This is a genomic window from Betaproteobacteria bacterium, assembly GCA_016713305.1.
Taxonomy (GTDB): Bacteria; Pseudomonadota; Gammaproteobacteria; order Burkholderiales.
The window spans coordinates 40,999-53,939 of the sequence record JADJPK010000022.1 but is presented as its reverse complement, the minus strand read 5'-3'; the positions used below and the strand labels follow the sequence as shown (position 1 = coordinate 53,939).

Here is a 12,941-nt window from a genome sequence, read left to right as displayed (position 1 = left end):
CTGAGGCAAGTATCGGACCGATGGATGACATGTTGATGGCGATGGGCCCGCTGGCGGGCGCCATGCGCAGGAGAAAAGTCGAATGGGCAAGACGGGTGTGGTGACGGCAGCAAGCGTGAAGACGCTCGCACCGCAGGAAATCTCCGGAGAAGTTCTCGAAGAAAAATACGCGAAGGGAAACGAAAAGACCGCAACCGATGTCCGTCGCCGGGTCGCCCGCGCGCTGGCACAGGCCGAATTGCCGGAAGAACGTGCCGTGTGGGAGCAAAAATTCCTGCAAACGCTGGAACGCGGCTTCGTGCCGGCAGGCCGGATCAATTCCGCCGCGGGTACTTCGCTCGCCGCAACGCTCATCAACTGCTTCGTGCAGCCGGTCGGTGACTCGATCACGGAAGTCTCGGACGGACGTCCGGGCATCTACACCGCGCTGGCGGAAGCGGCGGAGACCATGCGCCGTGGCGGAGGCGTGGGCTACGACTTTTCGTCGATCCGCCCCACCGGAGCGCTGGTGCGCGGCACGATGTCCCGGGCCAGCGGACCGGTGTCGTACATGCGCGTGTTCGACCGGTCGTGCGAAACGGTCGAGTCCGCCGGTTCGCGGCGCGGCGCGCAGATGGGCGTGCTTCGCTGCGACCACCCCGACGTGGAGGAATTCATCCACGCCAAGGACCGCGGGGATCTCACCAACTTCAATGTCTCCGTGGGCGTGACGGACACGTTCATGACGGCCGTGGATTCCGACGGCGAAGTCGAACTGGTGCACCGGGCGGAACCTTCGGCCGACGAGAAGGCCGCGGGCGCGTACTGCCGCGAAGACGGCATGTGGGTGTATCGCAAGATCAGGGCACGGACGCTGTGGGACCAGATCATGCGCTCCACCTACGATCACGCCGAACCGGGTGTCCTGTTCCTGGACAGGATCAACCGCGACAACAACCTGTACTACTGCGAGACCATCGAGAGCACCAACCCCTGCGCGGAAGAACCCCTGCCGCCCTACGGCTGCTGCGATCTGGGCTCGATCAACCTGACCCAGTACGTGCGCGAGCCATTCACGGAGGCGGCGAGCTTCGATTTCCAGGGCTTCGGCGAGGACGTGGGCGTGGCGGTGCGCATGCTGGACAACGTGCTGGATGTCACCAACTGGCCGTTGCCGCAGCAGAAAGCGGAGGCGGAAGCGAAGCGCCGGGTGGGCCTGGGCTTCACGGGGCTGGGCGACGCGCTGATCATGCTCCGGCTGCGCTACGACACGGCGGAAGCCCGGGCCATGGCGGCGCGCATCGCGGAAGCCATGCGCGATCAGGCGTACATGGCGTCGATCGCGCTGGGACGCGAACGCGGCAACTTCCCGCTCTTCAATGCAGACATGTATCTGTCGGGCGGCAGCTTCGCCTCCCGCCTGCCGGCCGAGATCAAGCAGGTGATCCGGCAGCACGGGCTGCGCAACTCGCATCTGCTGTCGATCGCGCCCACGGGAACCATCAGCCTCGCCTTCGCCGACAACGCGTCGAACGGCATCGAGCCGCCCTTCTCGTGGACCTACACCCGGCGCAAGCTGATGGCGGACGGCACGTGGCGCGAGTATCAGGTCGAGGACTACGCCTGGCGTCTGTACAAGCACCTGGGCGGCAACATGAAGGAACTGCCGCCGTACTTCGTGACGGCGCTGGAGATCTCCGCGACCGCCCACAAGGACATGGTCGCGGCCGTCGCCCCGTACATCGACACCAGCATCTCCAAGACGGTCAACGTTCCCGAGGACTATCCGTACGCGGACTTCGAGGATCTGTACATGGCCGCGTGGAAGGCAGGTCTCAAGGGCCTCGCCACGTACCGGCCCAATTCGGTTCTGGGCGCCGTCTTGTCGGTGAACACGGAGAACAAGTCCGATTCGAAGAGCGCCCCGAGCGACGTGCACATCGACGAAGCCAACCGCCGGCTGTCGATCCAGTCGCTGCCGATGCCGGTGCTGGCGTCGCTGGTGTGGCCGGGCCGGCCGGAGCTGCCCGGCGGCAATCCCGCATGGACCTTCATGATCCCGCACCCGGGCGGCGAGTTCGCCCTGTTCGTGGGGCACGTGGAAGAAGAAGGCCGGGCGTTCCCGTTCGAGGTCTGGGTGAACGGGGCCGAGCAGCCGCGGGGTCTCGGTGCCGTGGCGAAGTCGTTGTCGATGGACATGCGGGCCAACGACCGGGCGTGGCTCAAGCTCAAGCTCGACGTGCTGGCGATGACGCCCGGCGAGCACTCTTTCATGATGCCGATGCCGCCTTCGGGCGAACGCAAGCTGGTGCCGAGCGTCGTGGCGGGTCTCGCGCACGTCATCCGCTGGCGTTGCGACAAGCTGGGGGCGCTGGACGACAAGGCGCCGGACCTGCTGTCGCCGGTGGGCCGCCCCCACCCCGTGCTCGATGCGATGTTCGCGGTGGATGAACCCAAGACCGGCACGGACGGGACCCTTTCCTGGACGGTGGACATCCAGAACCCGGCGTCCGGCGAGGACTTCGTTCTGGGCGTGAAGGAGATCACGCTGCCCGACGGCGTGACCCGGCCGTATGCGATGTTCCTGGCGGGGCATTACCCGCGCGCATTGGATGGCCTCGCGCGGCTGCTGTCGCTGGACATGCGCGTGATCGATCCGGCGTGGATCGGCATGAAGCTGCGCAAGCTGCTCAACTGGTCCGAGCCGCTGGGGGATTTCATGGCGTTCGTGCCCGGCGAGCGCCGCCAGCAGACGTATCCGTCCACGGTTGCCTATCTCGCGCGGCTGATCGTGCACCGGTACGCGATGCTGGGCGTGCTGGACGAGGACGGCTACCCGCGCAGGGAAATGGGCATCCTCGAAACACCCTGCGACGCCGGCGCACCCAGGGTCCAGGCGGGCGGCCTGTGCAGCGAGTGCGGCAACCAGACGGTGATCAAGAAGGATGGTTGCGATTTCTGCACCGCGTGCGGGGCGGTGGGGAGCTGCGGGTGAACTGAGCGGCGGCGGGGGTCGGCCCGGTCGTGAGTCCGGGCCGGACTCGCTGCCGCTGCCCATCCTCACCTTTCCTCTCCGGCAGCAGGTCCCTTCTCCTTCAGGGAGAAGGACAGGATGAGGGTGGGTCTCCATCGATCGCGCATCGCACTCCTAAGTTTTGACTTCATGCATCCGTTATAAGTACCCTGATCGTCCGGACTATCCCATTTGCATGCTTGCCGGGCATCCACACCAATATCAACGGAGCGAATGATCATGCGGATGAAGATCCTCGTCGCCCTTCTCGCCGCGGCGGCGGGAACCTCTGCCGTAGCCCAGGAAAAAGCGCCCACGGTCAGCCGTCCCAAGGCGCCCGACAACACCGGTCTTTACGTGTTCGGCAGCCTGGGCGTGTCTCAGGGCAACGACAGCAGCGCCAGCCTCGCGCGGGCAGAGAGTGTGGTCGGAGCGCCGCTCACGGCGCAAACGGTCGAGGCCAAGCGGTACAACGGCATGGCTCTCGTCGGCTACCGGTTCAATCAGTACTTCGGCATCGAAGGCGGTTACGGCGATCTCGGCCGGATCACGCTCCGCGCCTCGGGTGCAGGGGGCAACTTCACTTCGGTGACGAAGATTCGCGGTCCCCTGGCCGCCCTGGTGGGTTACCTGCCTGTCAGCGACACGGCGTCCGTCTACGGCAAGTTCGGCTTCGTGTGGGCCCGCAACAAGTACGAAACCGGGGAGCCCTTCGAGGCGAGCACGTCCACCACGCGCTCGTACTGGGGGCTTGGCCTGCAAGTCCACCTCACGCCGAATCTGTTCGGACGGCTCGAGTACACGCGCTTCAACAACCTCGGTTCGACCTACAGCGGTCAGGGCGCTTACAACCACTACGCCGCAGGCGTGGGTTACCTGTTCCAGTAGCGCGAACGGCTGACGGTCGCCGCACGCTGCGACGGCCGTCAGGAAACCCGCTCAGCCTTCGTGCGACGCGGAAGATCCGACCGCAATGTCGTCCGCGTCCGGTACGGGTAGCCGGCCACCGGCCAGCAATGCTTGAATCTGGTTCGCGGGAGCGGGAGGCGCAATGAGGTTGCCTTGCATCAGATGGCAGCCCGCGTGCTCGAGCAGCCGCAGTTGTCGCGGAGTCTCGACGCCTTCCGCCACCACCGCCAGGCGAAGGCTGCGAGCAAGCGAGACGATCGCCGAGACGATCTCCAGATCGTCGGCGTCGTTCTCGATGCCGCGCGTCAGGCTTTCGTCGATCTTGAGTTCGTCGGCTTCGAAGCGTTTGAGATAGCCGAGGCTCGAGTAACCCGCGCCGAAGTCGTCGATCACCAGCCGCACGCCCGCCGCCTTCAGTTGCCCGATGACACCCCGTGCGTGCTCGGCGTTCTGCAGCAGTGTGCTCTCGGTGAGTTCGAGGGACAGCATGCCGGGTGCGAGTCCGAACTCCTCCACCACCTCGGTGACCATGGACACGAGACCCCCATCGGCGAACTGAGCACTGGATAGATTCACTGCGAGCCGTGGCGGGTGGCTTCCCGATTCGCGCCAACGTCTCATCTGCCCGCAAGCCTCCCGGAGCACCTGTCGGCCCAGCGCAACGATGAGTCCGCTGTCTTCCGCCACGGCCAGGAATTCCGCCGGCAGCATCAAGTCGTCCGACACCCGCGGCCAGCGGACGAGGGCTTCGACGCCTTCGATCCGGCCCGTCGCCACGTCGACCTGCGGCTGATAGTGAACGGTGAACCGGCCCGTGGCGAGGTCGCGCCGCATGTCGCGCTCGATCACATGCCGGGTGAGCGCCTCTGCGCCGATGGAACGGGAGAAGAACCGGTAGCGATTCCGGCCTTCCTTCTTGGAGCGGTACATCGCGACATCGGCATGACGCATGAGGGTGTCGTCGTCTTCGCCGTCCTCCGGATACACGGCGATGCCGATGCTCAGCGAGACCTCGATGCGGTGCGTGGCGACATCGATCGGTTCGGCCACCACGCGCAGGATCTTCTCGGCGACCTCCGCCGCATCCGGGGGTGCATCGATATTTCCGAGCAGCACCACGAACTCGTCTCCGCCGAGACGGCAGACGGTGTCGGACTCCCGCAGCAAACCCACCAGCCGTTGCGCGACTGCTCGCAGCAGTCCGTCACCGACGGCGTGGCCGAGCGAATCGTTGATGTGCTTGAAGTGATCGAGGTCGAGAAACATCAGGGCGAAGCGTGACTGCTTGCGTTGTGCGCTGTGGATGGCCTGCACCAGGCGATCCTGCAGCAGAAGCCGGTTGGGCAGATCCGTCAATGCATCGTGCTGAGCGAGGTGAGCCATGCGTATCGCCACGGCGCGCGACTGGCTCACGTCATGGAACACGATGACGGCACCGAGCAGGGTGCCATCCGCGGCGCGGATCGGCGACACGAATGCTTCGATGGGCAACTCATCGCCCGCCCGGTTGACGAGCAGCATCGGCATCGGACCGTCCTGGCCCTTGTCTTCCTCCAGCAGCCGCTGGACCGGATCGGCCAGGGGAGTTCGCGTTGCCTCGTCGATGGCCCTGAAGACCTCGCCGACGGGCTTGTCCTCCGCCTCCGTACGCGTCCATCCGGCAAGCTTCTGCGCCACCGGGTTCAGGTACTTCACCCGTCCGAGGCGGTCGGTGGTGATCACCGCATCACCGATCGAATGCAGGGTCACCTGAAGCAGTTCGTGTTCGGCGGCCAATTGCGCAGCGAGACGCTTCTTGTCCGTGACATCCTCCGCCACGGCGAGGAGCCGGATGACCTTTCCCGATTCGCCGCGTTTTCGCGTGGCAGAGAAGAGCACATCCAGGACCACGCCTCCCCGCGCGACGAACTGGAATTCCTGGTCCTTGCACTGGCCAGTGCGCTTGAGTTCCGGCAGGACGGTCTCGATGGCGTACCGGCGCGAATCCGGCGTCATGAAGTCCACGATTCGCCGCCCCAGGACTTCTTCTTCGCGGAACCCGAGCTTGGAAAGCCACATCTCGCTGACGCTCAGCAGGTGCCCATCCAGATCGAGGGAGTGGAGCATCGCCGGGGTCTTGCGATAGAGCTGCCGGTACCGGGCCTCGTTCACCCCGCGCGACTGCTCCATGGCGACGGAAAGCAGCATCGGCGGTACCACCGCGGCGAGCAGCGGCAGGTAGAACAGCACCTCGTGCCAGTCGGCCGTCGTGGGCGGAGGAACGAAGAGCCCCTGGGACGTCAGCACTCCGGCCGCGAGAGAAGTGAACAGCACCATCGCGCACACGACGATGAAGCGCGTGTGCACGGCTGCCAACACCAGGGGCAGCGACAGGTAGACAAAGGGGAACGGCATGCGGAGCAGTGCGAGAAGCGCGACACCGGCTGCGAGCAGGCAGAACGCGATGGACTCCGCCTTGAACAGGATGCGACGGGAGACGTGCCAGGGGGCCGATTGGAGCGCGAAGCCCAGCGGCAGCAGCGAGCAGCTTCCGAGGACGGAACCCTCGTACCACGACAGCCACACGCGGATGAGCGGTTCCTGATCCTGCGTCCAGAACATGAGCGCCGCCACGGTGGCCCCGGCCATCGGCGGAACCAGCGAACCCACCGCGAGAAAGCGGAAGAAACGGCTGGGGTCGGCAATCATGCGGCGATGCGCGCGTGTGATGCGCAGCAGAGCTGCTCCGGACCACACCTCGACCACGTTGGCCGAGGCGAGTTGGGCCGCGATCCGCAGGGAATCGCCGTACGCGACGTTGGCCGCCACGCAGGCCAGGGCCGTCGCGCCGAGCAGCACGGGCCAGCGTCCGACGGACTGCGACACCACCACCACGATCGCCACGGCGTTCGCGTACCACAGCACGGCGATGCTGCCGGGCTCTCTCGACAAGACGATGCCGGCCACGGCCAGGACGAAATACAGCGCAGCCATTGCAACGACGAGAGAGGGGAGCCGCATCGGCCGGTGTTCCGGACCGATGTCCGGAAGCGATGCGATCTCGCTTGCCGATCCTGCAGCGCGGGAACTCATCACGCTCCCCGCCGGCTTCGCGCCATCGCGCCCGCTGCAGCCAGCAGGGCGGCCATGAACAGCGCAGCGAATGCAATGCGCTCTGTCCAGACATGCCGCGTGTCGCGCGAGGACGGATCGTAGGGTGCGACCCATCTCTCATAAAGACCGCGCCGCTCCTGGGCCGAGATGTTCAGAAGCCCCGCTTCGAGAATCTTGCCGAGTGCAGGCCAGTCGCTGCGATACGCGAAGCACAACTGGTAGTCGAAACCCACCGGTCCGGCGATCCTGAGCCCGGTCAACTGCTCCCGCGCCATGGCGAACCGCACACTCGCGGCGTCGGCGACCACGCCATCCACGCTTCCGGATACGAGTTGCCGAATCCCGGCGGCATCGTTGGCCACGCCGACCCAGGAAACGCCGGGATGCCGTTCGCGGACGAACGATTCCACGGCGTAGCCAGTGCCCACGGCGACACGCCTGCCCACCAACCGGACGAGCGATTCCGGATCCCCGCCGCCATCGCGCACGACCAGAACGGCAGGAACGCTCACATACGGCGGGGTGAAGGACAAGTATTGGGCTCGCTCCGGCGTGGGCCGGAGCGACGACACGAGATCGGCTTCGCGCTGGCGCGCAAGGACCAGGATATCCTGCAAGGGGGCCGTCGGCAGCACGCGGATGTCGAGGCCGCTGCGCTTGACCACCAGCTCCAGGAATTCCCAGGAAAGACCCCCGATCGAACCGTCCGCGCCGGTGAAGATGAAGGGGCCGTAGTCCTGCTCGGGTGCAAAACGGACCGCAGGGGTGTGTCCGGATCCAGTCGCGAAGTTCGGGGGAAGTCTCTGCGGCAGCGAAGCGCGTGGATGCGCTCAGGGCGAGACAGAGCAGAGCACTGTAAAAAAAGGAAGGAATCCAGCCGTGACTCGTGCAGCGCTGCCCCGGGGCTCCATGCAATCGACTCTGGAATGCCGGCACCGCTGTAACGGGAAGCCGGACGCGGCTAGGGAGTTCCATGCCCCGACCCACGGTGAATCACGACCCGGCGACTGTACTGCAATTGCCGGCGAACCGATACGCGCGCCCTGTCCTGGCGCGTGCTCAGTGGATCATGGAGGCGGAGGGTGCGTGAACGCTCCGGTCGCTTTCGCCGGGCCGCGTCGACACCGCGTCTTCGAGGGAAGGCATGGGGTCTCGCCGCAGGGTGAACGTGAGGACGGCCCCGCCCTCCGGCGAGTTCTCCGCACGGATCGTACCGCCATGTTGAGAGATGATCTCCTTGGTGATGGCAAGGCCCAGCCCGGTGCCCCCTGCACCGCTTTTCGTCTTGCTGCTCTGGACGAACTTGTCGAAGATCTCGTCAAGCTCGCCGGACGGAATGCCGATGCCCTGGTCGATCACCTGCACGGCGAGCGCATTCACGACCCCGGTGTCGTCCGACCTGCGGCCGGCAGGGAGCGCGTGCTCAGTGATGCGGATGCGGATCTTCTTGCCGGCGGGCGTGAACTTCAGCGCATTGGAAAGCAGGTTTCGCATGACCTGGCCCATGCGCATCGGGTCGCACCATGCCGTGAGGTCCTTGGTCCGGTAGTCCTGTTCGACCACGAGCCCGGCCTTGGAGAAGACCATCTCCATTTCCAGCAGCACGCCATTGATGACGGTACCCAGATCGGCCTGCATGAATTCGTAGTTCATCTTGCCCGATTCGAGCTTGGCGAGATCGAGCAGGTCGTTGAGCAGACCGAGGAGACGCCGCCCGCTCTGGTCGATGCGCGACAGATAGCCTTCGATCTTGTCCGGCATCGCCTTGCCGCTCGCCATCTTGTCGAGCCCCAGCTTGGAGAAGGAGAGGATGGCGTGCATGGGCGTGCGCAGCTCGTGCGACATGTTCGCCAGGAATTCGGACTTCGCCCGGTTGGCCGCCTCCGCGCTTTCCTTGGCGTGGACCAGTTCCCATGTCCGCTCGGACACGAGCTGCTGCAGATTGTCCCGTGCCCGCGCAATTCATCATGGATGCGCACCTCGTCGGTGATGTCGCGGCCCACGCCGCGATACCCGACGAACTGTTTCACGGAGTCGAATATCGGCTCCCCCGAAATGCTCACCACGCGAATGCCCCGGCTCGTCGTGAAGCGGCAGACAAGATCGCGGAACGGTTCGTGTCGCGAAACGAGGGCCTTGTGCCTGGACCAGTCCGGATCGTCTTCGGGCGGCATGACATTGCCGCATTCCCAGCGGCGCTTGCCAAGCGTCTGTTCCAGAGCGTCCACCGCATTGCCGGTGGCGCCATCCGACACCAGGGTGAAGCGGAACTCCGCATCCTGTTCCCAGAACCAGTCGGACGACAGTGCCGCAAGTTGGCGGAACCTGGCTTCGCTGCGCCGCATGGATTCCTCGGCCACGCTGCGCTCGTCGTTCAGGTTTGCGCTCTGGACGGCCAGGGCGAGCACGTCGCTGACGTCCGCCAGCATGCGAACTTCCGCCTCCGACCAGTGGTAGACCATGGGCACCGCCACGCTCAGCGCACCGAGCCGCTTGCCGGACTGCACGAGGGGCAGCAGCACGAGACTCGAGACCTGCCGGTCCTTCATGAGAACGGAGACGGCCTCCCGCTGGTCGGTCCGCGCGACGTCGTTGATGACGATGGCGCGGTCGGCACCGTCGGCATCCCGCAGAACCTCGTCCGCATCGAAGGCGTGCCCCACGATGTTGTCCATGTTGGGGGGCGCACTGCAAACGGTGGCCGTCAGCAGATTGTTGGAGCCCGTCCAGTAGGTGATCCTGCTGGCCGGATAGAGGGTCTGGAGGTCGTCGACGGTCTTCTCGATGACGTTGTACACATGATCGCCCGCGGTGATCCGCCCTGACACCGTGTTGACCATCTGCAGCCGCAATTCCCTGTCCTTGAGCGCCTGCTCCGTGCGCTGGCGTTCCTCTTCGGTATGCGTCTGGCGGATCGCCAGAGTCAGGTAGTCGCCGACTTCGCCTATGGCCTGCTTCTCCTGCCGCGTCCAGCCATGGGGAACAGGCGCTTCGATGATGAGCAGCCCGATCGGATCGCCGTTGTGTCTCACCGGCACCACGACGAGCGACCGCGAATCGAAGAAAGTCTCGGGCGGCAGCGTCACGTTCGCAGAGGCGTTCGCCAGATCGTCGGAAGCGAAACAGTCGCTGCCCGTCACGACAGACAGGGGGTCGGGCTGGTTCCATGCCGCGGCGTAAGCCTTGTCCGTTGCCGCCGGACGCCCGGCCGGCGCCGCGAATACCGGCTTGTCGCCCGAGTCGTCCAGCCACACGAAGGTGGCCTGGCCGAAGGGGAACGTTCTGCAGAGCTGATCGACAGTCGTCTGCAGCACGGTGTCGAGGGAGTCGTCCCTGGCAATCGCTCCGGCGATCGCATTCACCAGCTGGAGCCTGCTCTCGTTGGTGGCAAGCGCCTTCTGCACCTCCTTCAGCCGGCTGACATCCGTCATGAGGCTGACGAGATACCGACTTCCGTCGGGTAAGGTCACCGCCCGCTTGCTCTTGTACCAGGTGACTTCCTGTCCTCCGGGAAGGACACGGCGATCCTCGAAATGATGGGCCGCGCCGCTGGCGAAGACGAGGTCGTCTTCGGCGAAGTGCGCGGAGCGCTGTTCGGGGTTCTCCTCGAGATAGCGGCCGATGGTTCCGATCGGTTCCTCGCCGTCCATTCCGATGAGTGCGTTGGATGCCGAGTTGCTCAGGACGAACCGGTGCTGCCGGTCCTTCACGAACAGCGGGTTCGGGATCGCCTCGACGATGGCGTGCAGGAATTCCTTCTGCCGCGATGCTTCCCGTTCCGCTTGCTTCATGCGTGTGACGTCCGTCATCACGCCCAGGACTGCGGGGCTTCCGTCGGGAAGATCGACGCGCAGCTTGCTCTTGAGGACCCAGCAGGTATTTCCCTGTCTGTCCTGCAGCTTGTCTTCCAGGTAGATGTCCTCGCCTGCCAGGCAGGCCCTGTCCTCCGCCAGATCCCGCTCCGGCAACTGCGAGCCGGCACCCACGTCGGTCGGCGTGCCGACGACCCGGGAGCGATCCAACCCCGTGAACTCGCAGAAAGCACGATTCATGAGATACCAGCGGTTCTCCGAATCTCTCACGAATACCGGGTTCGGCAGACGGTCGAGGATCTTCTCGAAGAACTGACGTGACCTCAACACGGCCGTCTCGGCGTTCTTCCGGTCGGTGATGTCGAAGGCGAACGACACCACATAGCGGCTGCCGTCGGACAAGGCGATCAGATGCTTGCTATTTCGGATCCACGCATCGCTTCCGCGAATCGTGGGAACGGGCAGTTCCTCGGGCTCGAATGGCTGTCCCGAGAGCAAGACAGCATCCTCGTGGCGGAACTTGGCAGCAAGGTCCGGCCCGAAGACCTCGACGTCACCCTTGCCAAGTATCTCTTCCCGGCTGTAACCCGTGTAGCCGACGGTCGCCTTGTTGACCGTGACGAAGCGGCTGTGTTCGTCCTTGACGAAGACGTTGACCGGCAGGGCGTCGAGAATGGCGTTGAGAAATTCGCGCGCCCGCTCGCTTTCCACCGCGGCCCGCTGGAGCTGTTCGGACCGGTCGCGCAGGTCTTCCGTCATGGTCTGCGCTAGTTGTACCGCCCACTCGTTGCGCCGTGCCAGAGACAGAAGGAAACCGAAGAGTCCGAAACTGGCGATGATCCCGACGATCAGTGCCGCGTTGCGCTCCAGACTCGCATTGCCGGCCACGATCGACGAACCGGCCTGCAATTCGATCGTCCAGGACTGGCCGCCAATCCGGACTTCGCGGGCGGCCTTGGCCACGATGCGATCATTGCGCAGCCCGTCGTTGACGAAAAGCGGGCTCTTCGGCCAGCCCTTCGCGTCGCGAACCACGACCTTGAGACCTTCCTGCGGTTTGCCCAGAACGGCTTCCAGCACGTCGTCGATGTGATGCGCCAGGTACACCCAGCCGACGATCGCGGATTCTCGCTCGGCCACCGTGTCGATGGGCTGGCCCTTCCGGTACACCGGGGCCACGATGAGATGGCCGGGATCGGTGCGTGGATTCGAATCGGTGAGAAGAGCGACCGGCACGGTGGCCCTGACATCGCCTTGCCGCATGGCCTCGATCAGCGCCCGCCGCCTCGTCTCGATCGCGAGGAGGTCGCGGCCGAACAATGATTCGGGCACCGACTCCATGGGCTCCGTGAGCACGACCGGACCGTACAGTTCCCGCCGGCCGCGCGGTTCGATGTGATAGTCCAGATGACCCTGGGCGCGCATCCAGGCGATGTGCGAATCCTCTTCACCGGGCCGCACGGCACGCAGCAGCCCGACGATGTCCGTGCCGGGGTAGTGCTTGTGCATGTCGAACCGGCTGACGTAGTGGCGCCAATCGGCGACCGTGACCTCGGGTGACAGCGCGATGAATTCCGCGACGCTGGTGAGGAATGCTTCGTATGCCCGTGCACGTTCTTCCACGCGACGCACGGCTTCGTCGGCACGTTCCTCCAGACGGGCGCCCACGGCGCGCTCGAAGCTTTCGTTGGACGTGTGCCACCACCAGACCAGCAGCCCGAGGCATGAGGCCAGGAGCAGGACGGGAATCCGCTTGCCCTTTCCGGAAAGGGGGTCGGCACTCTGGGATGTGGCGGGAGCGGGCAAGGTCATGGCCGGCTCGTGGCCGACGCGAAGGAAGACAGCGGACGTAACGGCAGCGCCATGCCCGTCTTGAGCATGACGTTCCGTTCGCATGCATGCGCCACGGGAGTCCGTCGTTGCGGCCGGGGCGAGAAGGGTCCCATCGTCGACCCGCCCGATGTGCCAGGGCTGCGCTTGCCAAGCGAGCGCAAGACCCCGGCGGCGTCATGTTCCGGTCACAAGGCCGGAATACCGTCGGGGGTCGGGCAATTCCCGGCCGGAAGACGGCACAGTTCTCGTGCCTGCCTCCGAGGCTTGGCTATCTGCCCGGCATCCGCTCGACCTCCGCGCGC

5 protein-coding genes and 4 pseudogenes are annotated in these 12,941 nt (G+C 65.3%); 2 read left to right on the top strand and 7 right to left on the bottom strand.

What is annotated here, in order from left to right; translation table 11 throughout:
* Positions 1-82 precede the first annotated feature (82 nt).
* A complete protein-coding gene (locus IPK20_20995; GenBank protein MBK8018934.1) occupies positions 83-2,974 on the top strand; it encodes an adenosylcobalamin-dependent ribonucleoside-diphosphate reductase in 2,892 nt (963 codons plus the stop codon).
* A gap of 258 nt (positions 2,975-3,232) precedes the next feature.
* Complete coding sequence (locus IPK20_20990) at positions 3,233-3,880, top strand: outer membrane beta-barrel protein (protein MBK8018933.1); 648 nt, start codon at positions 3,233-3,235, stop codon at positions 3,878-3,880.
* Positions 3,881-3,931: 51 nt separating this feature from the next.
* Here IPK20_20990 and IPK20_20985 read toward each other — a convergent pair whose 3' ends face one another.
* The 7 genes and pseudogenes from IPK20_20985 to IPK20_20955 all read right to left on the bottom strand — a co-directional run bounded on the left by IPK20_20985 (position 3,932) and on the right by IPK20_20955 (position 12,702).
* Positions 3,932-6,973 (bottom strand): EAL domain-containing protein, encoded by a 3,042-nt coding sequence (locus IPK20_20985; protein ID MBK8018932.1) that lies wholly within the window; start codon positions 6,971-6,973, stop codon positions 3,932-3,934.
* On the bottom strand, positions 6,973-7,806 hold the full coding sequence (locus IPK20_20980; protein ID MBK8018931.1) for a transporter substrate-binding domain-containing protein: 834 nt from the start codon (positions 7,804-7,806) through the stop codon (positions 6,973-6,975). The genes IPK20_20985 and IPK20_20980 overlap by 1 nt, the downstream gene beginning before the upstream one ends.
* Before the next feature lie 247 nt (positions 7,807-8,053).
* Positions 8,054-8,839 carry a HAMP domain-containing histidine kinase gene (locus tag IPK20_20975; GenBank protein ID MBK8018930.1) on the bottom strand — a complete coding sequence of 262 codons (786 nt, stop codon included), beginning with the start codon at positions 8,837-8,839 and terminating at the stop codon, positions 8,054-8,056.
* Between the two features lie 1,067 nt (positions 8,840-9,906).
* Positions 9,907-10,425, bottom strand: a pseudogene (locus tag IPK20_20970) (GAF domain-containing protein).
* A pseudogene (locus IPK20_20965) lies at positions 10,402-10,803 on the bottom strand (PAS domain-containing protein). Before IPK20_20965 ends, IPK20_20970 begins: the two co-directional pseudogenes overlap by 24 nt.
* A 333-nt stretch (positions 10,804-11,136) precedes the next feature.
* Positions 11,137-11,565 (bottom strand): annotated as a pseudogene (locus IPK20_20960) (PAS domain S-box protein).
* Positions 11,566-11,826: 261 nt separating this feature from the next.
* Positions 11,827-12,702 (bottom strand): annotated as a pseudogene (locus IPK20_20955) (CHASE domain-containing protein).
* Positions 12,703-12,941 lie beyond the last annotated feature (239 nt).